Origin of the sequence: Streptomyces sp. NPDC008238, assembly GCF_042956445.1 — a bacterium.
In the GTDB taxonomy this organism is placed as follows: Bacteria; Actinomycetota; Actinomycetes; order Streptomycetales; family Streptomycetaceae; genus Actinacidiphila.
Map to the genome: position 1 here is coordinate 220,066 of NZ_JBIBGK010000001.1, position 22,759 is coordinate 242,824.

General features: G+C 73.5%; 19 protein-coding genes. 6 read left to right on the forward strand and 13 right to left on the reverse strand.

Going from position 1 to position 22,759, the window contains the following annotated elements; genetic code table 11:
- Positions 1-339 precede the first annotated feature (339 nt).
- On the reverse strand, positions 340-1,656 hold the full coding sequence (locus tag ACFZAU_RS01015) for a M28 family metallopeptidase (protein ID WP_500550477.1): 1,317 nt from the start codon (positions 1,654-1,656) through the stop codon (positions 340-342).
- 167 nt (positions 1,657-1,823) lie between these two features.
- On the opposite strand from ACFZAU_RS01015, the gene ACFZAU_RS01020 reads away from it, so the two are divergent.
- Positions 1,824-2,201, forward strand: a complete 378-nt coding sequence (locus tag ACFZAU_RS01020) for an RNA-binding S4 domain-containing protein (RefSeq protein ID WP_499603013.1) — start codon at positions 1,824-1,826, stop codon at positions 2,199-2,201.
- Positions 2,202-2,219: 18 nt separating this feature from the next.
- Here the strand turns inward: ACFZAU_RS01020 and ACFZAU_RS01025 are convergent, their stop codons facing one another.
- The 3 genes from ACFZAU_RS01025 to ACFZAU_RS01035 all read right to left on the reverse strand — a co-directional run bounded on the left by ACFZAU_RS01025 (position 2,220) and on the right by ACFZAU_RS01035 (position 7,316).
- Complete coding sequence (locus tag ACFZAU_RS01025; RefSeq protein WP_500550478.1) at positions 2,220-3,503, reverse strand: tetratricopeptide repeat protein; 1,284 nt, start codon at positions 3,501-3,503, stop codon at positions 2,220-2,222.
- A gap of 796 nt (positions 3,504-4,299) precedes the next feature.
- Positions 4,300-6,612, reverse strand: a complete 2,313-nt coding sequence (locus ACFZAU_RS01030; protein ID WP_500550479.1) for an ABC transporter permease — start codon at positions 6,610-6,612, stop codon at positions 4,300-4,302.
- Entirely contained in the window at positions 6,609-7,316 is a 708-nt protein-coding gene (locus ACFZAU_RS01035) for an ABC transporter ATP-binding protein (protein ID WP_499603009.1), read from the reverse strand. Before ACFZAU_RS01035 ends, ACFZAU_RS01030 begins: the two co-directional genes overlap by 4 nt.
- Before the next feature lie 140 nt (positions 7,317-7,456).
- Here ACFZAU_RS01035 and ACFZAU_RS01040 point away from each other — a divergent pair, with 140 nt between their 5' ends.
- Entirely contained in the window at positions 7,457-8,347 is an 891-nt protein-coding gene (locus ACFZAU_RS01040) for a sensor histidine kinase (RefSeq protein ID WP_500550480.1), read from the forward strand.
- Entirely contained in the window at positions 8,344-9,063 is a 720-nt protein-coding gene (locus ACFZAU_RS01045) for a response regulator (protein WP_500550481.1), read from the forward strand. Before ACFZAU_RS01040 ends, ACFZAU_RS01045 begins: the two co-directional genes overlap by 4 nt.
- Positions 9,064-9,570: 507 nt before the next feature.
- Here the strand turns inward: ACFZAU_RS01045 and ACFZAU_RS01050 are convergent.
- The gene (locus ACFZAU_RS01050; protein WP_500550482.1) at positions 9,571-10,014 is read right to left on the reverse strand and encodes a YchJ family protein; all 444 of its coding nucleotides are present in this window, start codon (positions 10,012-10,014) and stop codon (positions 9,571-9,573) included.
- Between the two features lie 113 nt (positions 10,015-10,127).
- Between ACFZAU_RS01050 and ACFZAU_RS01055 the strand changes: the two genes are divergently transcribed.
- Positions 10,128-11,006, forward strand: a complete 879-nt coding sequence (locus ACFZAU_RS01055) for a DcsG N-terminal domain-containing protein (protein ID WP_500550483.1) — start codon at positions 10,128-10,130, stop codon at positions 11,004-11,006.
- 36 nt (positions 11,007-11,042) lie between these two features.
- On the opposite strand, the gene ACFZAU_RS01060 is transcribed toward ACFZAU_RS01055, so the two are convergent.
- From ACFZAU_RS01060 to ACFZAU_RS01080, 5 genes are all read right to left on the reverse strand, one after another.
- Entirely contained in the window at positions 11,043-11,810 is a 768-nt protein-coding gene (locus ACFZAU_RS01060) for a uracil-DNA glycosylase (RefSeq protein ID WP_500550484.1), read from the reverse strand.
- A 123-nt stretch (positions 11,811-11,933) separates the two neighbouring features.
- Complete coding sequence (locus ACFZAU_RS01065; RefSeq protein WP_500550485.1) at positions 11,934-14,180, reverse strand: MMPL family transporter; 2,247 nt, start codon at positions 14,178-14,180, stop codon at positions 11,934-11,936.
- A 48-nt stretch (positions 14,181-14,228) separates the two neighbouring features.
- Positions 14,229-14,885 carry a TetR/AcrR family transcriptional regulator gene (locus tag ACFZAU_RS01070; RefSeq protein ID WP_500550486.1) on the reverse strand — a complete coding sequence of 219 codons (657 nt, stop codon included), beginning with the start codon at positions 14,883-14,885 and terminating at the stop codon, positions 14,229-14,231.
- A 163-nt stretch (positions 14,886-15,048) separates the two neighbouring features.
- Positions 15,049-16,203: a spore photoproduct lyase family protein gene (locus ACFZAU_RS01075; protein WP_500550487.1), complete on the reverse strand. Its 1,155-nt coding sequence runs from the start codon at positions 16,201-16,203 to the stop codon at positions 15,049-15,051.
- A gap of 36 nt (positions 16,204-16,239) precedes the next feature.
- Positions 16,240-17,604, reverse strand: a complete 1,365-nt coding sequence (locus ACFZAU_RS01080; RefSeq protein WP_500550488.1) for a cytochrome P450 — start codon at positions 17,602-17,604, stop codon at positions 16,240-16,242.
- 432 nt (positions 17,605-18,036) lie between these two features.
- On the opposite strand from ACFZAU_RS01080, the gene ACFZAU_RS01085 reads away from it, so the two are divergent.
- Positions 18,037-18,873 (forward strand): DUF1963 domain-containing protein, encoded by an 837-nt coding sequence (locus ACFZAU_RS01085; protein WP_500550489.1) that lies wholly within the window; start codon positions 18,037-18,039, stop codon positions 18,871-18,873.
- Between the two features lie 276 nt (positions 18,874-19,149).
- Positions 19,150-19,644, forward strand: coding sequence for a hypothetical protein (locus ACFZAU_RS01090; protein ID WP_500550490.1), 495 nt, complete (start codon positions 19,150-19,152; stop codon positions 19,642-19,644).
- A 612-nt stretch (positions 19,645-20,256) separates the two neighbouring features.
- On the opposite strand, the gene ACFZAU_RS01095 is transcribed toward ACFZAU_RS01090, so the two are convergent.
- From ACFZAU_RS01095 to ACFZAU_RS01105, 3 genes are all read right to left on the reverse strand, one after another.
- Positions 20,257-20,517, reverse strand: a complete 261-nt coding sequence (locus ACFZAU_RS01095) for a hypothetical protein (protein WP_500550491.1) — start codon at positions 20,515-20,517, stop codon at positions 20,257-20,259.
- 397 nt (positions 20,518-20,914) lie between these two features.
- Positions 20,915-21,736 (reverse strand): DUF3152 domain-containing protein, encoded by an 822-nt coding sequence (locus ACFZAU_RS01100; protein WP_500550492.1) that lies wholly within the window; start codon positions 21,734-21,736, stop codon positions 20,915-20,917.
- Positions 21,737-21,942: 206 nt separating this feature from the next.
- The gene (locus tag ACFZAU_RS01105) at positions 21,943-22,653 is read right to left on the reverse strand and encodes a TetR/AcrR family transcriptional regulator (protein ID WP_500550493.1); all 711 of its coding nucleotides are present in this window, start codon (positions 22,651-22,653) and stop codon (positions 21,943-21,945) included.
- Positions 22,654-22,759 lie beyond the last annotated feature (106 nt).

Consider the following 22,759-nt stretch of genomic DNA (forward strand, 5'->3'; position numbering starts at 1 on the left):
TCTGCCGCCGGGCGTCCGCGACGGCGAGTACCCGTTGCCCCGCCGGTACCCGTACCTTCGTGCAGGTCACGCACACGGTGTCGTGGCGGGCCCCGGCCGTCCAACCGGCCGGGAACGGCGCGGCGAGGGCGTCCGACAGGGCCAGGAGCCCGACCCCCGGAGTGGGTGCTCGGTCCGGAGCACGTGAGCACGCCGAAGACGTCCGTGTCGAAGGTGGCGCGGGCCGGCTCTCGGTGGCCTCCTCGACCGCCGCGGACACGGCCGCCTGGTCGCGTGGGCGCCGTCACGGGCCCGGTGACGGCTCGCGTGGGGGCGGGGGCCGTCACCGGGGCCGGGCGGTCAGAAGGTCAGCTTCCAGCTGTTGATGTAGCCCGTGTCCTGGGACGCCACGTCCTGCACGCGCAGCTTCCACGTGCCGGCCGCGACCTCACTGGAGGCGTTGACCGTGTAGGTCGTGATGACGTTGTCCGCGGAGTCGTTGCCGCTGGAGTTCTTCAGCCGGTAGCTGCTCCCGTCCGGGGCGACCAGGTCCACGACGAGGTCGCCGCGCCAGGTGTGCCGGATGTCCACGCCGACGGCGAGGGCCGCGGGGGCGTTGCCGCTGATCCCGCTGACGGTGATCGAGGACGTCACGGCCGCGCCGTTGTCGGGGATGCTGACGTCCGCGGTGTTCTCGAAGACCGTGCCGGGCGGGGGAGCGGTGGCGGTGCCCAGGGTCCAGATCGCGTTGGCGATCGCGTCGCTGTTGTTGTCGAGCGCGGTGTCGTTGATGTTCGCCGTCGTGTCGCAGGAGGAGTGGTAGCAGCGGTCGAAGGCCTGGCCTGCCGTGCCGCCCCACTTCTGCGCCTGGGCGGAGGTCTTGGTGTAGTCCGCGCCCGAGAACAGCCCGCCGACGGGGATGCCCGCGCTCTTGAAGGGCGCGTGGTCGGAGCGGCCGTCGCCCTCGGTCTCGATCTCGGTCGCGATGCCCTTGGCGGCGTACCAGTCCTTGAAGACCTTCTCCAGGGCGGCGTTGTCGTCGTAGACGAAGTAGCCCGGGTTCGGCGAGCCGATCATGTCGAAGTTCAGGTAGCCGTCGATCTTGGCCCGGTCGGCGGAGGCCAGGCCGTTGACGTACGCCTTGGAGCCGACCATGCCGAGTTCCTCGGCGCCCCACCAGCCGAACCGCAGGTGCTTCGTGGGCTGGAGGTTCTCGCGTGCGACGGCCAGGGCGGTCTCCAGGACCGCGGCGGAGCCGGAGCCGTTGTCGTTGATGCCGGGGCCCGCGGTGACCGAGTCGAGGTGGGCGCCCGCCATGATCACGTGGTTGGTGTCGCCGCCGGGCCAGTCGGCGACGAGGTTCCAGCCGGTGGCGCCGCTCGAGGTGAACTGCTGGAGCGTGGTGGTGTATCCGGCGGCGTCCAGCTTGGCCTTGGCGTAGTCGATCGAGGCCCGGTAGCCGGCTCTGCCGTGGGCCCGGTTGCCGCCGTTGGCGGTGGCGATCGACTGCAGCTGGGCGAGGTGCGCCTTGACGTTCGCCACCGGGATGTCGGGGGCGGCGAGGGCGGCGGGCCGCGCGGCGGCGGGTGTCGCGGTCGCGGGTGTCGCGGAGGCGGTGAGCAGGGCCGCCGCGAGCGCGGTGGCGGCCCCGGCCGCGACGATCTTGAATGCGGGCACAGGTCACTCCGGTGTGTGGGGGATGGAGTTGCGCGGGACTGTGCGGGCGGTACGTCGGCACGTTTGACGTGTGCATGCCTGCGCGCATCCTGTGGGCCGCGGGGCCTGCCGTCAAGAGCGCATACCGGACGCCGCGTTCCGGGAAGCGGGCGCGCTAGGGTCGTGACATGGCTGACGACGAGGGCCCCGTTCGGGTCGACGCCTGGATCTGGTCCGTACGGCTCACCAAGACGCGCTCCCTGGCCGCCACCGCGTGCCGCGCCGGGCACGTGCGGGTCAACGGCGAGCGCGTCAAGCCCGCGCACGCGGTCCACCCCGGCGACGAGGTGCGGCTGCGCGGCGCGGGGCGCGAGCGGATCGTCGTCGTCACGCGTCTGGTGCGCAAGCGGGTCGGCGCCCCCGCCGCGGCGGAGTGCTTCGTCGACAACAGTCCGGCGCCGCCCACCCCGGAGGAGGTGCCGGCGCCCGTCGTCCGCGACCGCGGTACGGGCCGGCCGACCAAGCGCGACCGGCGGGACATGGAGCGGCTGCGCGGCCCCCGCTGAGGCGGCGCGGCCGGCCGCTCAGCCGGTGGTGCCGGCCCGGAGGCCGAGCGCGGCCAGGCGCTCCCGTGCCTCGTCGAGCTGCCGCCAGCCGTCCGTCCCGGTCAGCAGCGCCTCACCGGAACGCTGCTCCCGGGCGGCGCCCGCGAGGTCACCCGCCAGGGCCAGCGCCTCGGCCAGGCGGAGCCGGCACAACCCCGCGGCCACGGGATGGCGCAGCCCACTGAGCACGGCGAGGGCCGCCTCGAACTCCCGGACCGCCGCGGCGTGGTCGCCCAGCAGGACGAACAGGCCACCGAGGTCGCCGTGGGCGTCGGCGGTCCCCGGGGCGTCGCCCAGCTCCTCGAACAGCCGCAGCGCGTCGCGGTGACGGGCCAGCGCCGTCGCCGTGTCCCCTTCCTCGCACGCCACCCGGCCCACGCCGGCCAAGCCGTACGCCTCGCCCAGCCGGTTGCCCGCGCGGCGGTGCACGGCGACGGCCTCCTCGGCCGCGGCCCCGGCCTCCGCGTCGGCCCCGTCGCCCTCCGGGTTGCTGACCCGGGCCAGCAGCGCCAGCGCGTCGGCGGTGCCGAGCGGCGCGAGCTCGTACGTGACCGCCTCGGGGAGGTCGGCCTGCAGCGGGCGGCTGGTCACGATTGCCAGGCAGCGCGGGCCCGCGGGCAGCAGTGGACGCACCTGGGCGGCGTCGTGGGCGTCGTCCAGGACGACCAGCAGCCGCCGGTCCGGCACCATGCTGCGGTACCGCGCCGCCAGGGCCTCGGCGTCGCCGTACGGGGCCGGTTCGGTGTCGCCGAGCGCGGCGAGGAACCGGGCGAGCGCCTCGTCCGGGGGCATCGGGTCGCCGCGCCCCGCGCCGAGGTTCACGTACAGCCGGCCGTCCGGGCACCGCTCGCGCAGCACGTGCGCCAGCCGGTTGGCCAGGGTCGACTTGCCGACCCCGGGCGGGCCCGCGACGGCCACCACGCGCGCGCCGCCCGCGAACGCGGCTCGCGGCGAAGCCTCGTCGGTTTCCCGACCGGTGAAGTCCGCGACCTCCGACGGAAGTTGCGCGGGAGTGAGCGGCGGGGGAGGGTCCGCCGGCGCTGTCGTGGGCGCCGGCACGGGGAGTTGGAGCCGCTGTTGCCACAGGGCCAGCCCCGCGGCGGCGACCGCCCCCGCGCCGACGGCCGGCCAGGCCCAGCCGGCCAGCGGGCGCAGGGCCGGGGGCAGTACGCCTCCCGTGGCGACGTTCACCGCGACGGCCAGGGCCACCGACACCACGCCCGACGCCAGCGCCAGCAGCCCCAGCACCCAGCCCCGCCCCACCGCGCCACCCCCCCCGTGCCACCGCCGTCCGGTCCCCGCGCAGGATCCCGCGAACTCCCTCCCCCCGGGAAGTGCCCGGTCCTTCCCGCCAACGGATCGACCCGGCCTCGTGACTGTGTGGGCGACGGCTCCGCGGAGGTCGACCGTGCCCTGCTCGCGCCGCCGGCCGACGCAGGGCTCTGCGCCGGGCGAGGTGCCCGTGTGGGCCCTCCTGGCGGAAGGGACCCGGCTTGCCTGGTGCGTAACCGGCTGATGCCCCGCGGTCGGGCGGTGCCGTATCGCGTCTGGAACGATCTGAGGGTGCATGCTGATGATCAGGTCGGTGAGGGTGTTCCCGCGGAACTCGCGGCGGTTCTCCGTGATGAGGTCGACGGCCGCCCGGTGAGGATCACCGCTTCGGTGTGCGGGGATTGCGGCGGCCGGGTGTTCTCCGTGCTGGTCAACGACTCCTCGGCGGAGCGGGAATGCACCGGCTGCGGCAGTCGTGCGTTCATCGCGGACAGCGAGGAGTACTGGACGAGGAGTCCTGGGAGGACGACGAACCCGGTGCGGCCGGCTGTCCCTGCGGCGGTGAGGAGTTCGAGGCGGCGGTCGCGTTCACACTCGGCGGCGACCTGTCGGTCCGCTGGGTCACCCTGGGCCTGCGGTGCGTGGCGGACGGATTCTCCGCGGTCTACGCCGACTGGAAGATCGACTACTCACCCACGGACCACCTCCAGACCATGGTCCAGGCCCCACCCCGTGAGCCCCTGCCGCCGGACGGGCAGGGGCTCACGGGGTGCTGCGGCCCGCGTCGTCACTCGTTGTGGAGCACCTGGGCGATCGTCAGGCGGGCCGCGCGCCGGGCGGGGAGGTACGCGCCGAGGACCGCGATGGCGACGCCGGTGAGGGCGAGGGCGGTCAGGGCCGTGGGGTGCCAGACGTCCGTCATGTACGGGGGGAGGGTGAGGTCGACGGCGTCGGCCATGCGGGGGACGACCTGCCGGTAGCCCCAGATGCCGAGGGGGACACCGAGCGCCGACCCGAGGGTGCCCAGGGCCGCCATCGAGGTCGTCATCATCACCGTGACCTGGCGCGGGGTCATGCCGATGGACTTGAGCATGCCCAGGTCGCGGCGCCGGTCACGGGTGTTGAGGACGACCGTGTTGAAGACGCCGAGGGCCGCGACGACGGCCAGCATCGCGGTGAGCACCGAGGCCGAGCCGACGACGGTCTGCGTGATCGTGTTCGGGCCCGTGACCGCCGGGCTGACGCCCGGGTCGGCGGCCGCGGCCGCGCGGGCGTACGCGGCGGGGTCGGTGCCGTCACGGAGCCTGACGTGGTAGGCGAGGGGCTTCTCCTCGGGGGCGAGCGCCGTGAACGTCGGCCAGTCGGAGACGAGCAGTTCGCCGTTGCTCTCCATGAACGCGCCGACGACGGTCACCTCCTCGCTCCGGTCGCCCTTCCGCAGCCCCACCGCGTCGCCGACGCGCAGGCCCGACTGCCGGAGCCAGGCCGTCCCCGCGACGACCTCGCCGGCCCGCCGCGTCCAGCGGCCCTCGGTGAGCACGCTGTCCAGCTCGGGCCCGTCACCGCGGCGCCCCTCGAGCATCGCCTTCCGGGTGGACCCGGCGACCGTCACCTCCACGTCCCCCCGCGCCGTGATCCCGGCGGCGCCGGGCAACGAGCCGAGCAGGGAGTGGAGTCGGGGGTCGGAGTGTTCCGGCCCGACGACCTCGCCGTGCCGCACGGCGCTCGCGTACACGGTGACCTGGTACGCGTCCCGTCCCGCGTCGCCGAACCGGGTCATCGTCGTCGCCAGGCCGGTCGCGAACGTCACCGTGGTGACGCCCAGGACGACCGCGGCCACCGTGAGGGCGCTGCGGCCGGGCCGGGCGAACGGCAGGCCCACGCCGAGGCTCACCGAGCGTGGCAGGCCGCTGCCGGCCAGGCGCCGCTGCACGCCCAGGGCGCGCCCCGTCCGCGGGGCGGTGCCCGCGCTGATCGCCCGCGCCGCGGAGAGTCCACGGGCCCGCAACGAGGGGGCGAGCGCGGCGAGCACGCAGACGGCCGGCATGCCGAGCAGGGCGAGCACGTTCACCCACGGCGCGATGCCGACGCTGTCGTGGAACACGCCCGCGTCGGGCCCGGTGAACGTGAACCGGAGGAACGGCGCCGCCAGCAGGTTCCCCGCGACGACGCCGACGGCGCAGCCCGCGACCGCCGGCGCGGTCACCATCACCAGGTACACGGTGAGCACTTGTCCCGGGGTGAACCCCAGGGCCTTGAGGATGCCGATGTGCCGGAAGCCGGAGATCACGGCACCGCTGACGACGTTCGCGACGATCAGCACCGACACCACGATGCCGAGGATGCCGAAGGCCATCAGATAGGGCGCGTACGCCCGCGCGGCCCCGCCGATGCGGTGCTTGAGCGTGAGGTACGACTCGGAACCGACGAGCGCGCCCTGCGGGAGCCCCGCGGTCACCGTCCCCATCCGCTCGCGAAGTCGGGTGTCGGACGACGCGTCGGAGAAGCGGAACAGCACCTGCGTGGTGGTGGGACGCAGCGCGCCGATCTGGGAGGGCGCCACCCAGGCGTCCGCGGTGCGGCTCAGGTCGAAGGCGAAGCCCACGATGGTGAGCGTGGGGCCGGAGGGGATCCGGATGCGCCGGCCCAGGTCGTCGGACGTCCAGTCCGACTGCCGGTTGAGGACCACCTCGCCGGGCCCGGTCGCCCAGCGGCCCGCCCAGACGTCGAGCCGGTCCACCGCCCCGCCCGGGTCCGCCCGTCCGACGACCGTGACCTCGCCGAAGACCCCGAACGCCGCGTCGTCCCGCGGCAGGTCGACCGTGGCCCGTGGGAACGGTCCCGCGGCCGACTCGACGCCGGGCGCCTGCGCGGCGTCGGCCAGCCGGGCGTCCGAGGCCACGGACCGGTCGAACGCGGCGACGACATGGGGGCCGCGCTGCGCGCCGAAGGCCCTGTCGAAGGGCGCGGAGGCCGCGTCGACCAGCCCGAGCGCGACGACGATCGCCCCGGTCGAGGTCAGCGTGACCAGCGCGATGACCAGGGTCTGGAGCCTGCGCCGGCGCACGGCCGCCCGCGCGGCCCGCCACACCGCCCTCATGCCGAGGGCTCCAGGGTGTGCTGCCCGGTCACCCGGCCGTCGGCGAGGGTGACCACGCGCCCGGCGCAGCGGCGCGCCAGGTGTTCGTCGTGCGTCACCATGACGAGGGTCTGGCCGATCTGGTTGAGGTCGAGGAGCAGATCCATCACCTGCTCGCCGGCCCGGCTGTCCAGGGCGCCGGTCGGTTCGTCGGCGAGCAGCAGCGCGGGCCGGTTCATCAACGCGCGTGCCACGGCGACACGTTGCCGTTCGCCGCCGCTCAGCACGGCCGGATGGGCGTTGGCGCGGTCCGCGATGCCGAGCTCCTCGAACAGCTCCATGGCGCGGCGCCGGGCCGGCCGGGCGGGGGTGCCGGTCAGCTGGGCGGCGAGCGCGACGTTGTCCAGCGCGGACAGGTCGTCGACGAGGTTGAAGAACTGGAAGACCATGCCGATGCGGCGACGCCGGTACAGGGCGAGGCCCTTCTCGTTCATCCGTCCCAGGTCCTCGCCGTGCACCAGGACCGTCCCGGCCGTGGGACGGTCGAGGCCGGCGATCATGTTGAGCAGGGTGGACTTGCCGCACCCGGAGGGGCCCATCACCGCGACCGCCTCGCCGGCGCGGATCTCCAGCGAGACGCCGTTCAGGGCCGTCGTCCCGCCGTATTCCTTGCGTACGCCGTCGAGTCGTACGACGGTCTTCCCGCTGCTGTCCTCAGTGACCATGCACAGGACGCTAGGCGTGCGGCGCGGTTCCGGGCATCACTCCCCGGATGGCAAAGCGCCGGGGATCTCATCCTGGGGATGCAGGAGCCCTGCATCCAGGGGCTGATGTGCCCGCGCCGGCCGTCTGGGAAGGTGAACCGGTGGCGGATGGGGGGACGGACGTGCTGGTCGTGGCGCTGGGGGTGGTGTGCGCGGTCGCCGTGTGCCTGGCGGTGGCCCTCGCGCGTACGCGGCGCCGCTGGCGGTCGGCGGTGGGGGAGCGTGGCTGGCTGCTGGAGCGGGAGCGGGAGAGCGCCGCGCGCACCGCGGTGGCCGCGGAACGGGAGCGCATAGCCCGGGAGTTGCACGACATCGTCAGTCACAACGTGAGCCTGATGGTGGTCCAGGCAGGCGCCGCCCGTGAGGTGCTGGGAACGATGCCGGAGGAGGCCGCGGCCGCGCTCCGGTCGGTCGAGGACGCGGGCCGCGGCGCCATGACCGACCTGCGGCACATGCTCGGGCTGCTGGCGCCGTCCCCGGACGGCGTGGACGACGCCGGCGGGGAAGGCGGTCCGGACGGGCCCGGTGACGGCGCGGCCGAGGCGCTGGCCCCGCAGCCCGGCCTCGACCGGCTGGGCGCGCTCGTCGACCGGATCTCCTTCGCCGGCCTGCCCGTCGAGGTGCGCGTCTCCGGCGAACCGCGCCCGCTGCCGCAGGGCATCGACGTGACGGCGTACCGCATCGTCCAGGAGGCGCTGACCAACGCGCTCCGGCACGGCGACGGCGGAAAGGCGGAGGTGACGGTGCGGTACGCGGAGCGCGCGTTGCGCGTCGAGGTGCTCAACACCGGCCCCAGCGTGCTCGACGGGGGCGGTGCCGCGGCCGGGACGGGGGCCGGGTCGGGGGCCGTGCGGCGCCGCAGGGAGGGCACCGGGCGCGGACTGCTGGGCCTGCGCGAACGGGTCGCGGTGTACGGGGGAGACCTGGACGCCCGGCGCCGCCTCGGCGGCGGCTACCGCGTCAGGGCGCGCATCCCGCTGGACCGGCCGTGACGGCGGCAGCGGAGGGGCAGGGGGGACCGGCTCCCCGTGTGCTCATCGCCGACGACCAGACCCTCATCAGGACCGGCTTCCGGCTCATCCTCACCGCGCGCGGCATCACGGTGGTCGGCGAAGCGGCGGACGGCGCGGAGGCGGTCGCCGAGGCACGCCGGTTGCGGCCCGACGTCGTGCTGATGGACATCCGCATGCCCGTCATGGACGGCCTGGAGGCCACCCGCCGCATCCTGGAGCAGGCCCCGGAGTGCCGGGTGCTCATGCTGACCACCTTCGACCTGGACCGTTACGTCTACACGGCGCTGTCGGCGGGGGCGAGCGGTTTCCTGCTCAAGGACGTCACGCCCGAGCACCTGGCGGCGGCCGTACGGCTCGTCGACACCGGGGACGCCCTGCTGGCACCGTCGATCACCCGCAGACTGGTGGAACGCTTCGCCTCCGGGGCGGCGGCTCCGGACGGGCCTGCGGCCCACGCCGGCCTCGCCGCCCTGACTCCCCGTGAGCGGGAGGTCCTGACGCTGCTGGGCCGGGGTCTGTCCAACCTCGAACTGGCCGCGGAACTGACGCTGAGCGAGGCGACGGTGAAGTCGCACGTCGCCCGTATCTTCGCCAAGCTGGCGCTGCGCGACCGGGCCCAAGCGGTCGTCCTGGCCTACGAGACGGGCCTGGTCCGCCCCGGCGGCCTCCCCGGCGGGGGCTTTCCGCAGCAGTGACCTTGCCGTGTCCGGTGCGCCGGCCGTGGCGCCAGGGCCGGAAGGTGCGGCCGAATCGCCCGGGTGCCGACGGGTGTTCGTTGTTGCGGGGGGCACGGCGAGTGCGGTGGGCCGGACGCCACCGTGCCGCCGGTGAGGCATCGGGGGCTGCGTGCGGCCGATGGCGGCGTCGTCCGGGCGGGACCGCGCGCCCGGTGCGTCGGCGGTGGTGTCGCCCGGTGCGATTGCGTGGCCTGGTCGTGGCTCCAGGGCCGCGAAGGTGCGACCGGATCGCCCGGGTGCCGACGGGTGTTCGCCGCTGTGCCGGACCGCGGGCATGGCGAGGGCGGTGGGCCGGACGCCATCGTGCCGCCGCCGGGGTACTGCGGCGACGGCCGAACTGCTCTGCAGCAGACAGACGGCGTCCAGCGCGTACCACGTGCCCGTCGGGCTCGTGGCGTACGCCGGCCGCGGCGATCCGAACGCGAGCCCCACCGACGGCTCGGCCGCACCGTCGTGCGGTGGCGCTCAGGGCAGGGGCGCCACGTAGACCCAGGCGCCGTCGTGGCGGACGAAGCGGCTCCGTTCCTCCATCACGTCGTGCTTGCCGCGCAGGCTGTAGCGCGCGCGGAAGGCGACGGTGCCCTCGCTGTGGAAGGCGCTGCCGTCCGTCGTCGCGAGGACCTCCAGCCGTTCCCAGCGCAGGTGGTGGTCGAGGTCCAGCTCCGCGGGCCGGGTCTCCGGATGCCAGGTGCGCAGCACGTACGCCGCGTCGTGCACCGCGAAGGCGCTGTAGCGGGAGCGCATCAGGGCCTCGGCGGTGGGGGCGGCGGCGTGGCCGGAGTGGTAGCGGCCGCAGCAGTCCCCGTACGCGGCGGGCAGCCCGCAGGGGCAGGGTGTGCCGGGGGAGTGCGGCACGGGACGGGAGTGGGGGCGCGGGGCGGAGCGGCGGCCGGGGCGGGACTTGGGCATGCCGCCATTGTGCACGGCTGCCGGGGCGTGCCCGCGGGCCCGGTGACCACCGGCGATTCCGCCCGGGTAGCCTGCGGGACGGCAAGATCCCCGCCCGACCCCGAGGAGCCACCGTGCCGCAGCCGAGGATCGCCCTGGTGACGACCGCGCACCTTCCGGAGGGCACCGTCGACCGCGACCTGTCCCTGCTGCGGGACGCCGTCGCCGCCGCGGACGCCGGGGCGGCGGTCGTGAACTGGGACGACCCGGACGTCGACTGGGCCGGGTTCGACCTGGCGCTCATACGGTCGACCTGGGACTACACCTGGCGCACCGCGGAGTTCCTGGCCTGGGCCGACCGCTGCGGTGCCGCCACCACCCTGCTCAACCCGCCCGAGGTCGTGCGCTGGAACTCCGACAAGCGCTACCTGGGCGAGCTGGCCTCCCTCGGCGTGCCCGCGGTCGCCACCAGCTACCTGCCACCGGGCGGCGGCACCGACGGGTTGCCGGCCGGCCACGAGTTCGTGGTCAAGCCCGCCGCGGGCGCGGGGGCCCGCTACGCCGCGCGCTACCGTCCGGAGCAGCACGAGGAGGCGCGGGCGCACGTGGCGCGGATGCACGACGAGGGCATCACCGCGATGGTCCAGCCCTACATGCCGCGGATCGACACCACCGGCGAGCGGGCCCTGGTCTTCCTCGGCGGCCGCTTCCTGCACGCCATCGCCAAGAACGCCGTGCTGTCCCCGGACACGCGCTACGACCAGCGCAAGGTCGCCCACCCCGGGGTGCGCCCCTGGAGCCCGACGGAGGCCGAACTGGCCGCCGCGGAGCGGGCGCTGGCCGCCGTGCCGGGACGGCCGGAGCTGCTCTACGCCCGGGTGGACCTGGTCGATGCCGAGGACGGCACCCCGCGCGTGATGGAGCTGGAGCTGATCGAGCCCAACCTGTTCCTCACCGACCACCCGGACTCGCTGCCGGTGGTCGCCGGCGCGATCGTGCGCGCGGCGGGCTGAGCGGGACCCGCCGGGTCACGTCGCTCCCGGCCGGTCTCAGCCGTCCCGGCGCGTCACGGGCAGCCCGGCCTGCTCGCCGGCCGCCGCCAGGACCTCGCGCAGCATGGCGGGGGTGAGCCGCCCGGTGAAGGTGTTCTGCTGGCTGACGTGGTAGCAGCCGTACAGGTGCAGCGGCGGCTCCCCTTCCGGGCCCGCCAGTTCCACGTGCACGCCGTGCCCGAACCGGGGCAGCGGGCGCGGCAGCCCGTATCCGGCGCCGCCGAGCACGGGCAGCAGCGCCTGCCAGCCGAACGCGCCGAGCACGACGACCGCGCGCAGCGTGGGCCGCAGCAGCTCCAGTTCGCGTACGAGCCACGGGCGGCAGGTCAGCCGTTCCTGGGTGGTGGGCTTGTTGGCGGGCGGCGCGCAGTGGACGGGCGAGGTCACCCGTACCCCGTACAGCTCCAGGCCGTCGCCTCGTTCGACGGAGGTGGGCTGGGAGGCCAGGCCCACGGCGTGCAGCGCCTCGAAGAGCACGTCGCCCGAGCGGTCGCCGGTGAACATCCGGCCGGTGCGGTTGCCGCCGTGCGCCGCGGGGGCCAGGCCGACCAGGGCCAGTGAGGCGTCCGGCGGGCCGAAGCCCGGCACGGGACGGGCCCAGTACTCCCACCCGGCGTAGGCGCGGCGCCGTACCCGGGCGGTCTCCTCGCGCCAGGCGACCAGCCGCGGGCAGGCGCGGCAGCTGGTCAGCCGCTCGTCGAGCGCGGTCAGGTCCGCCGCCGCGGGCGCGGCGAGTGCGGGGAAGTCCGCCGATTCCTGCTGCACCTGCGCGCCGTCCCTTCACTGCCCGTACGTCGGTCGTACGGCCCCGCGCCCCACGCTACCCAGCCCCCGGCCCACGCCGCAGGGGGGCGGCGTGGGCCGGGGAGGCGTGGGACGTACGCGGGGTCAGGCGCGGGCCGGCTCCGGCTCCACCGCCGGACCGGACGGCTCCGCCCCGTCCGCCGCGCCCGCGGGGCGCAGCCCCTCGCCCTCGACGTCGACGTCCGGCAGGATCCGGTCCAGCCAGGACGGCAGCCACCAGGCCCGCCGGCCCAGCAGCGCCAGCACCGCGGGGACGACGGCCATGCGCACGATGAAGGCGTCGAAGAAGACGGCGATGGCCAGACCGAAGCCGATCGACTTGATCATCGCCTCGCCGGAGCCGATGAACCCGGCGAAGACGGCGATCATGATGACCGCGGCCGCGGTGACCACCCGGGCACCGTGCCGGAAGCCGGTGACGATCGCCTGCCCGGGCCGCTCGCCGTGGACGTGCGCCTCACGGATGCGGGTGACCAGGAAGACCTCGTAGTCCATGGCGAGGCCGAAGACCACGCCCACCAGGAAGATCGGCATCATCGACATGATCGGCCCGGTCTGCTCCACACCCAGCAGGGAGGCCAGCCACCCCCACTGGAACACCGCGACGACCGCGCCGAGGGCCGCCGTCACCGAGAGCAGGAAGCCCAGGGCGGCCTTCAGCGGGACGAGCACCGAACGGAACACGACGATCAGCAGCACGAAGGCGAGGCCGACGACGAGCGCCAGGTAGGGCAGCAGCGCGTCGGTGAGCTTCTGCGAGGTGTCGATGTTCATCGCCGTGGTGCCGGTGACGGAGACCTTGGCACCGGTGCGGTCGGTGATCCGGTCGCCCGTGCCGCGGATCGCCGCGACCAGGTCCTCGGTCTCGGTGCTGCTCGGCTTGGACGCGGGCACCACGGTGATGGTCGCGGTGTCCCCGGCCTTGTTGAACCTCGCCGGGGTCACGGCCGCCACGTCGTCCAGGCCCTTGATTTCCGTGGTCGTCTCGCGGACGGCGCCCCGGGGGTCGTCCGCGCCCCTGACGTCGGCGACCACGACGAGCGGCCCGTTGAAGCCGGGGCCGAAGCCCTCGGACAGCAGGTCGTACGCCCGGCGCTGGGTCGTCGAGGCGGGCTGGGAGCCGTCGTCGCCGAGGCCGAGCTCGATCGACGCGGCGGGTACGGCCGCCGCGCCGAGCGCCGCGACGCAGACCAGCAGCACGGCGACGGGACGCCGGATGACGAAACGGGCCCAGCGGGTGCCCATGTTGGGCCGCTCGGCCGGGGGCCTGCGGTGGGCATGGTGGGCGTTCCTGCCGCGGCGGCGGAACAGCCCGCCGGCGTCGGCCGGGCGGATCCGCCGGCCGGCGAAGCCGATGAGCGCGGGCACCAGGGTGAGGGCGATGAGGACGGCGATGACGACGGTTCCGGCGGCGGCGACGCCCATCTTCGTCAGCATCGGGATGTCGACGACCGACAGGCCCACCAGCGCGATCACGACGGTCAGTCCGGCGAAGACCACGGCGGAGCCGGCGGTGCCGACGGCGCGCCCGGCCGCCTCCTCGCCCCGGCGCCCCTCGGCGAGTTCGGCGCGGAAGCGGGACACGATGAACAGGGCGTAGTCGATGCCCACGGCCAGGCCGATCATCATGGCCAGGATCGAGGTGGTGGAGCCCAGGTCGAGGGCGCTCGCCAGCGCGGTGATGGAGCTGACGCCGATCCCGACGCCGATCAGTGCCGTGACCAGGGGCAGGCCGGCGGAGACCAGGGAACCGAAGGTGATCACCAGGACGACCGCCGCGACGGCGATGCCGATCACCTCGGTCGCCCCGGTCTCGGGGGCCGTCTGCAGTGCGTCGCCGCCGATCTCCACGGTCAGCCCGGTGTCACGGGCGTGCTCCGCGGCGGTCTCCAGCGCCTCGCGGGAGGAGTCCCGCAGCTCCATGCCGGGGACCTCGTACGCCACGCGGACGTAGGCGACGGTCCGGTCCTCGCTCACGGCCTTCGCGGTGTACGGGTCGTCGACGGAGGCGACCTCGGAGCCGCGCCGCAGCTCGTCGACGACCTTCCGGACGGTCTTCTTGGTGGCGCGTTCCGTCATCTTCCCGCCCGCGGGGGCCTTGAGGACCACGCGGGCGGTCGCACCGTCGGAGCCGGTGCCGGGGAAGCGCTCGTCGAGGAGGTCGAAGGCCTTCTGGGACTCGGTGCCGGGCACGGAGAAGGAGGAGCTGCCCGCGGCGGGCGCGTTGGCGGCGCCGACGCCGGCGAGGGCGAGCAGCGCCACCCAGATCAGGACGACGAAGTGCCGTCGCCGGAAGGCGAACCGGCCGGTCCGGTAGAGGAACGTGGCCACGGGGGCGTACTCCCTGTCGGGTTCGGGGGCGGAGGTGGAGGGGCGCCGTCAGGGAGCGGGTGCGGCGGCGGGGGCGGACGCGGGGGCGGGAGGTCCGTCGGCGGGTGCGGGGCGGACGCCGAGCGCGGGCAGCACGACCGCGTCGAGGAAGGCCAGCAGGTAGGCCTGCGTGGGCGGCTCGCCCTCGAGCACCTGCCGGGTGACGAAGGCGCCCAGCAGCATCTGCAGGAGGTGGGGGAGCGCCGGGTTGTCCGCGCTGATCTCCCCGCGGTCGACGGCACGTCGCAGCAGGGCGTCCAGGCCCGAGCGCTCCGGCTGGACCATGACCTCGCGCAGGGCCCGCATCAGGTCGGGGTTGCCCTGCAGGGCCATGGTCAGGCCGCGCATGAGCGCGCACTGGCGCTCCATCCGCCGGTCGTCCACGAGGGTCAGCAGGGCACGGAGGTCGCCGCTGAGGCTCCCGGTGTCGACGTCACCGGCGCCGGCCGGCTGCTCGTGGTGCAGGGCCATGGCGACCAGCTGTGCCTTGCCGCCCCACTGCCGGTACAGGGTGGCCTTGCTGCAGTGGCCGCGGGTGGCGAGGGCGTCCATGGTCAGGGCCTCGTAGCCGACCTCGCGGAGCAGGTCGAGGGTGCTCGCGTAGACCGCGGCCTCGCGCTCCGGGGTGAGGCGGCTGCCGCGGCGGGCGGCGACCGGTGCGGTCATGAACCCTCTCCGTCCTGAACGAAACCGTTTCGTACTCCTCAGAGGCTAAGCTCCGGCTCGTCGAAACGAAACGGTTTCGTACGTGGCCTGCATCACGCCGCGAACGGGAACTCCCGGGGGGAACGCGCGCAAGGCACGTGAGAAGGGGAGCCCGGGGCCGGCCTCAGAAGGCGTAGCGGATGCGGAGCCACGGCGCGTGCTCCGCGGCGAGGTCCAGCAGCCGGCGCACGGACGCCGCCTTCTCCGCGGCGCGGTAGCGCACGTTGAGGTCCCCGTTCTGCGACCGCTTGGGCTCCTGCAATTCCGGGCGCCACAGCACCTCCTCGGCCCGGGGGTGCCAGCCCAGGTTCACCTCGTGCAGCCCGGCGTTGTGGGTGAGCATGATCACCTCGGCCGCCGCCTGGGCCTTCACCGCCGCCGGAAGGACGTCGTCCAGCCGCCGGAACAGCTCCGCCCACGCGTCCTGGCAGCCGGGCCGCACGACGACCGGCGACAGGTTGAAGTGCACCTCGTACCCGGCCTCGAGGAAGTCGCCCGCGGCGGCGATCCGTTCGGCCACCGGGCTGGTCCGGACGTCCAGCAGCCGGGAGTCCTCGGGCGGCATCAGGGAGAAGCGGATCCTGGTGCGTCCGCGCGGGTCGAGCAGCAGCAGGTCGGGGTTGACGAACTTGGTCGCGAAGGACGCCTTCGCCGTGGGCCAGTGCCGGAAGGCCGCCACGAGGTCGGCGGTGTTGTCGCCGATCAGGGCGTCCACCGAGCAGTCGCCGTTCTCGCCGACGTCGTACACCCACGCGCGCGGGTCGCACTGGTTGGGAGCGGGCTTGCGGCCCTGCTCCGCGACGTGCCGTGCGACGCGGGCGATGATCCGGTCGACGTTGGTGAAGGTGGTGACCGGGTTGGCGTAGCCCTTGCGACGCGGGACGTAGCAGTAGGCGCAGGCCATGGCGCAGCCGTTGGAGGCGCCGGGCGCGATCCAGTCGGCGGAGCGGCCGTTGGGGCGCACGGCCAGGGTCTTCTTCACCCCGAGGACGAGCGTCCCCGCCTTGATCCGCACCCAGCGCGCGGCGTTGCCCTCGTTGCCGTGCAGGCCCGGGATCCGCCAGTGCGACGGCACCTCGACCACCTCGGCGTCCGGGAAGCGGGCCAGGATCTCCCGCCCCCGCGGCGAGGCGGCCGCCTCCGGCTCGGCGTACACGGTGCGGACGTCCAGCAGGCGCGCCGCGGCGGGGGAGTCGCGGAAGGACGTGGGGGCCTGCGCCGTGTGCCGCGTGGGCAGGACGTCGTCGAGCGGGAACAGCCCTTCCGGTTCCGGTGCCATCATCCCGACCCTACCCGGACGGGCGGGGCCGTCGGCTCACACGGCACGCAGCGTCGCGGTCACCTCCCGGCCCGGCTGCAGGGTAAGTCCCGGGCGCGGCGGGATCTCGCCGGGGTCGACGTCCACGTGGAAGCGCCGGGCGAGCGTTGCCAGCACCAGCACCGCCTCCACCATTGCGAAGCGGGCGCCCAGGCAGGCCCGCGCGCCGCCGCCGAAGGGGAACCAGGCGTGGTCCGGCAGCGCGGCCGCCTCCTCCCCCTCCCACCGTTCGGGCCGGAACTCCCCGGGCGCGGGGAACCAGCGCGCGTCGCGGTGCGCGCTCCACTGGCTGGACCACAGCACGGTGCCCTCGGGAACCGGCCGTCCGTCGAGCACGGAGTCCGCCGTGGCGATCCCGGTCATCAGCCACACGGGAGGGTAGAGCCGCAGGGTCTCCTTGACGACCTGCTCCGTCCAGCTCAGTTCCTTGAGGTCGTCGAACCCCGGGTCGCGGTCGCCCAGCACCCGGGCGAGCTCGTCGGTGAGCCGCTCGCGCGCGGCGGGGTTCCGCGCGAGCAGGTACCAGGCCCAGGTGAGGGTGGTGCCCGTGGTCTCGTGGCCGCCGATGTAGAGCGTGACCGCCTCGTCGCGGACCTCCCGGTCGGTGAGCGGACGGCCCTCCTCGTCGACGGCCGCCAGCAGCCGGCTCAGCAGGTCGTCGCGCTCCTCGCCGCCGCGCCGCCGGGCCCCGGTGACCCGGGCCACCTCCGCGTCGATCACCTTCACCGCGGCCTTGAGCCGCCGACGGCCCGGCGTCGGGACCCACGGCGGCAGGAACAGGGTGATGCCCCGGAACTCGTCGCCGATGGCGCGCTGGGCGACGTCCATCGCCCGGCCGATCACGTCCTCCCGCCCCTCGGTGTCGGCGCCGAACAGGGTGCGCACCGCGATCCGCTGGGTGAGCGCCAGCATCTCCCGTCGCACGTCCAGGCGCCGGCCGGCCTGCCACCGCTCGCCGGTGGCCGCCGCGCACTCGGCCATCGTGCCCGCGTACGAACGCACCTGCCGAGGGCGCACGGCGGGCTGCACCAGCGCCCGCTTGCGGCGCCACGCGGGACCCTCGCTGGTGACGACGCCGTCCCCGAGCACCAGCTTGAAGGCCCAGCCGAGTTCGGGATGGCGGAAGACGGTCTCGACGCCGGTGAGCAACTCGCCGATGTGCTCGGGCCGGGAGAGGAACAGCGCGCGCTGCGGGCCGAGCCGCCAGCGCACCAGGTCGCCGTGGCCGCGCAGCCTGACGAAGAAGGCGAGCGGGTCGCGGGCGAAGGCCGGCAGGCTGCCGAGCAGCGGCAGCCCGCGCGGGCCGGGGACGGGCCGGACGCCTGCGGCGTCCTCGGGCTGTGCGGTGGTCTCCGCGGTCATGTCGTCCTGTCCTCGGGCTCGACGGCGGGGCACGGGCAGAGCGGTCCGCCCCCCAGCAAAGCGGCGCGGCGCGCCGTGCGCCAGGGGGCCTCGGGACGAGCCCCCCCGAAGCGCGTCGCCGGGCGGTCCGGACGGGCGGGGGTGACGGTGCTGCAGGACGTGAGTGCGGACCCACGGCGCCGCGGGGCGCTGTCATTCGGCTGACCCAACCGCCCCCTAGGGATTTTCGAGCTCACCCCGAGCAAGGCGCTCGAAACCGTTCAACACACGCCCGGACCCGGCATCCCTTAATACTCCAGCTGTAGATCGTGTGACCGCCACGGCCGCGCCGTCACCGGCCCCGACAACTCACGATGATCAAGGATGCCACCGCTATGAGTTGCCTCGGGCAGCCCGGGCAAGTTGTCGTTGGCGGCGACTACCTTTGCCGGTGTGACAGATGAGCTTCGTAAAGCGTTGATTCCCTTTCGTACAAGGGCCGTTGAGGTGGGCAGTGTGTTCCACAGCGTGGACCCGATACCGGCGGAGGAGGTGGACCGGTGGATCGGCCACGCCCGGCCTTGCGCGATCCTCAGGTTGGACGGAGAGGGGCCGGTCGCGGGGAGGTTCGGCGGGCCACTGCTGCTGCCCGCCGACGTCCCGGACCCCAGGCACCCGTACGTCGGGTACATCGACTTCGCAGCGTTGCCGAAGGGCTCGACGGACCTTCCTCTGCCGCCGGACGGACGCCTGCTGCTCTTCGCCGAGATCTGGGAGCTATGGGACGGCGACAACCGCGGCCATGCCGTCTATGTCCCGGCCGGCACCCCGGTGACAGAGCGCGACAGATATACCTGGACGGCCCACGGGGTCAACTACGTCGGCGAGTTCCGGGAGAACTTCGACAACTTCCCGCAGGGCGAGTTGAGAGTCACGGCCGAACCGGACCTGCCTGACCAATCACCTGACGGTTTCCCGCACCAGGACGGGCTCCAGGCTGTCTGGAGGGACGTCGCGGGCAGGAACCGGCATCTGCAGCTCGGCGGCTACGCGGCGTACCCGGACCCGCTGGAGGAGATCGTGAGCTGCGCTGTGCAGCAGGCCGAGCAAGGGCGGTGGGGCGGCGGTGAGCCGGTGTCGGGCGACCCCGAGGACTGGGTTGCGCTGGTTCACTGGGACGCGGATGTCGCAGACCGGGAAGGCACGAAAATGCAGTGGTCTATCCAGCGCGCGGACCTGGAGGCCGGTCGCTTCGACCGCACCTACGTGACCGGCTACTACAACCCCTGACCCGGCCGGCGAGCCTGTGACGTGACGAACGGTCACCGGCTCGCCGGGCCGTCAAGCCCTGCCGCAGCCCACCAGCGGCGGTCGGACACGGCGCGCCATGAATTCGGTCCTGATGGTGCGGAACGAGAGGCTGGCTGCGAGCTGGTCACTCGCCGGACTCCCCAGCGCGGGTCGCTGGGCGGAGCCCGCGCCCGGGTCTCCGCGTACCTGACCGAGGCCCTCGTTGTCCCGGGGGCGGTGTGGTTGATGTCGGTGGCAGCTGCTACGAATGCCGGCTTGACCGACGACGAGATCATCCACAGGATCCGAGAGCAGGATGCGGCTGGCGAGCTGCCGACACCCGGGCCGCCCGAGGCCGTGGCCGAGCTTGAGACCGCAGTGGGGCATCCGATGCCGCCACTCCTCAAGCGGATCTATCTCGAAGTCGCCGACGGTGGGTTCGGCCGCTGGGGCGAGGCTTTGTCCCTTACTGACACCACCCACAGCTTCAGCGACAGCGGTCGGCTGCTGGAGGAGTACTTGGGGGGCGCTCAATCCCCAACCACCCCAACCACCCGCCGTCTGTTGTACCGCTCCTGGCTAAATCTGCGAGCCTTGTTCTTCCGGCGCCGATTTTTCCGCCCCCAGCCATCACCCATCGCTACAGCACCTACGGGAATTAGCCACAATATGCCGAACAGAATTCCCGCAATGAAGGGGATGAGGTCGATCGGCATTAGCCATCTGAACCACAGGCCGCGGGCAGGTCACCCGCCAAATATTTGCGGATAGCTTGCGACGTTTCAGCAATCGATGACGAACGCAGTCGTCCCGCCTGATGGTGCGTTCGGGCGGACGACGTGTTCCATTAGCTATCCCGCCACCCCGATGCCGCCGGAACGGTGGATCGGAAACGGGCGACTCTCACTTACCTGCCGGAGTGTCCCACCCTAGAGCAATCGCACGATTGAAACGATCACTCCCACAATTCCACCGCACGCCATGAAAGCTCCACCCATCCTCTGAAACGAAAAGGATCTAGAGACGGATTCATTGTCGTCCGCCGACCGTCCAGAGAAAGCTTCGAACAAGCGGGCCGGAAGTCCTAGCACATTACCTGCCACGAACGCGCCAACGGATACCAGCGGAAAACTGAGCAGCAGCGCGATCCACGGATTTCCCCGGCGGTCAGCAGTCAGGTGCGAGACAGAGAGGGAGAACATGCGCAGCCCAATCTTGATCCATCAGGACCGGTCAGAATATTGAACCCCAGCCAAAGGTGACCAAGTGTGTGTCGCACCCCTGCCGCGATGCCTCCGCCGCCGACTGTAAGGGTTTTGAGACATCCACCGGTGTCGAACTTGCCCAGTGGGCTGATGATGTTCCCTCAAGCTTCTCCAGCGGTTACCGGAACGCTTGGACAATCTCCGGCATCAGCATCAGAGTGCCCACCACGACCCATCCAGCGCCGACAAGTCTCAAGGTTCCTGGGGTGGCGCGACCAGGCTGCATGTACTTCACCACAAAACCAAAGAAGCGATATGCAATACCTGCCGCGTTCATTGCGAAAAACAGCCCCACCAGAATTATGAGTGACGCACCGATATACAGAACCCAGATATCGCCATCATCTCCCGCTGTGCCGGCCGACAAGAAGATGCCCATCTGAGACCTCAATCATCCACGGCGGGCACACGGAAACCACCCCGTGCGCCCGCCGACATCGTCTTGGAACCAATCGCTCCGGGTTCGGTTGAAGCCTGTGTACAGGCGTCCCCGAGCCTCAACCCGAGACCGTACTCTACCGCGCCGACCTGGTTTCCTTGAGAGTTCTTGGTTTGCATCGCGGTTCCCGCAAATATCGGGTCCCTGGTTGTAGGAGCCGCCAACGTCGTACCCTGTGCCCGCAAATTCGATATATCGTCCCCGTTGCTTCGTATGCCGACCTTGGCCGAGACGCCGGCTTCCGGCTCACGGCCGAGGGGGAGGCCCGGTGGCGCGGTACGCGCCGGGGCGGCTGGTTAGGCTGAGCGCCGCGCCGGGCGCACGCCCGCCGTTCCGGTCACGGGACGGCGGGGCCGGTGACGGCGCGGCCGTGGCGGTCGAAGGGCCAGGCGTTGGGCGTGCAGCCGTGGAGGCCCTTGATCTGCTGCATCATCGCCGGTGCGGGGCGCCCGGGGCCGGGGCAGCCGCGGTGACCGCGGCCGAGGCGGTGGCCCACCTCGTGGTTGATGATCAGGGCGCGGTACTCGGCCGGGCGGCCCTTGTAGTAGGGGCTGAGCAGCACCCAGCGCTTGAGGTTGACGACGACGTCCTTGCCGCCGCTGCAGTTCACCTCGCCGCCGGTGTCCAGGCCGTACTTCGCGCACAAGTCGTCCGTGGTGTCCGGGGTGGCCAGGCGCACGAGGAAGTCGTACGGCGGCGCGTCGACGCGCCGGAAGGCGGCGCCGGCCCTCGTCCAGCCGCGTTTGTCGGCGAGTATGCGGTCCACCTCGGCGGCCACCGAGGCGGCGGTGAACCCGGTGCCGTCCTCGACCTCCACGCCGTACCGCAGCAGGGGGCCGTGCCCGATGGTCCGCGAGGTGCCGGGGGCCTCGGTGAACCGGCCGTCGCCGTGTTCCGGCACCCGGGCCGGCCTGTGCGTCGGGGTCGCGGTCGGTGCCGTGGCGGTCGTCGGCGTGGATGCCGTGTACGGCACGGCGGAGGCGGCCGGTCCGTGCTGGGCGGCCGCGGGGGCCGTCCGCCCGCCGGCGTCCCGCCCGGCCAGCATGGCGCACAGTCCCACGGCGCAGACGGCCAGGACCGCGAGGACGGTGAGGCGCGACGCCGTCAGGCGCCGCCGGGGCCTGGTCGCGCGACGCTGCTCGGTGCGGATGCGTGTCATGCGTCGCACTCCCCACGGGCGCCCGGTCCGGACGTCCGCCGCGGCGCTCGCCCGGTCGTCGCGTCCGTGCGTGTCTCCTCGTCCTCGACGACCGGCATCCGCACGTTCCACCAACCCCACTCGCTCTGTCGTTCCGGGACCCGCGCAGGTCAGGGGCGGGTCCGGCCTTCCAGTATGCGGGGGCGGCGGGAGGGTCGGGCGAGCCCTCAGCCCCGGCGCGACGCCGCCAGCCGGGCGGCGGCGCTGTCGAGCAGCATGTCGAGGGCGGTGGGGTAGGCGCTGCGGTTCATCCGGGCGACCAGCAGGTCCGCGGTGGCCGCGATGTGCGGGTGGGTCCGTGCCGGGAGGTGCGCGTACGTCTCCCGCCACACGTCCCGGTCGGCGGCCCGGGCGGCCTCGGGGAGGGCCAGGGTCGCCGCGTCCAGCGCCGCGAAGGCCAGGGCCTGGTCGATGTGGGCCTGGTAGATCGCCACCGCGGCGGGGTCGGGGAACCCGGCGGTGCGCAGGACGCCGAGGACCGCCTCGTCGGCCGCCGTCTCGTGGGCCCGGCCGGAGACCCGGCTGGCGGTGAGCACCGCCGCCTGGGGGTGGGCGAGGTACGCGGTGTGGATGCGCATCCCCAGGTCGCGCAGGTCGGTGCGCCAGCCGCCGGTGGGCCGCCAGCCCTCCATCGCCCGGCCCATGAGGTCGTCCGCGATGGCCAGGGTGAGGTCGTCCATGCCGCGGAAGTACCGGTAGAGCGTGCTCGGGTCGGCGCCGAGCGCGGTGCCCAGCCGCCGCACGGTGAGCCCGGCGGGGCCGTGCTCGTGCAGCATGCGCAGCGCGGTGTCGACGATCAGCCGGTGCGAGAGCACCGCCCCGTTCCTGGTGGGGCGGCGGCGCCGGCGTGCCGCCTCCTCGACGACCTTCTTGGGCACGAGGCCCTCCCTTCCCGGCGTGCGTCCTTATGCCAACACCATTGACCATACGGTGACGGGCGGCGTTTCATCCCTGGGCAGAGGCGCCTCCGCCTCGGAACGGAGA

Coding starts and splice junctions, on each gene's coding strand:
- ACFZAU_RS01020 (WP_499603013.1), top strand. CDS start 1,824: ATGGCTGACGACGAGGGCCCCGTTCGGGTCGACGCCTGGATCTGGTCC.
- ACFZAU_RS01030 (WP_500550479.1), bottom strand. CDS start 6,612: ATGAGGGCGGTGTGGCGGGCCGCGCGGGCGGCCGTGCGCCGGCGCAGG.
- ACFZAU_RS01035 (WP_499603009.1), bottom strand. CDS start 7,316: ATGGTCACTGAGGACAGCAGCGGGAAGACCGTCGTACGACTCGACGGC.
- ACFZAU_RS01050 (WP_500550482.1), bottom strand. CDS start 10,014: ATGCCCAAGTCCCGCCCCGGCCGCCGCTCCGCCCCGCGCCCCCACTCC.
- ACFZAU_RS01070 (WP_500550486.1), bottom strand. CDS start 14,885: ATGACCGCACCGGTCGCCGCCCGCCGCGGCAGCCGCCTCACCCCGGAG.
- ACFZAU_RS01075 (WP_500550487.1), bottom strand. CDS start 16,203: ATGGCACCGGAACCGGAAGGGCTGTTCCCGCTCGACGACGTCCTGCCC.
- ACFZAU_RS01080 (WP_500550488.1), bottom strand. CDS start 17,604: ATGACCGCGGAGACCACCGCACAGCCCGAGGACGCCGCAGGCGTCCGG.
- ACFZAU_RS01095 (WP_500550491.1), bottom strand. CDS start 20,517: ATGGGCATCTTCTTGTCGGCCGGCACAGCGGGAGATGATGGCGATATC.
- ACFZAU_RS01100 (WP_500550492.1), bottom strand. CDS start 21,736: ATGACACGCATCCGCACCGAGCAGCGTCGCGCGACCAGGCCCCGGCGG.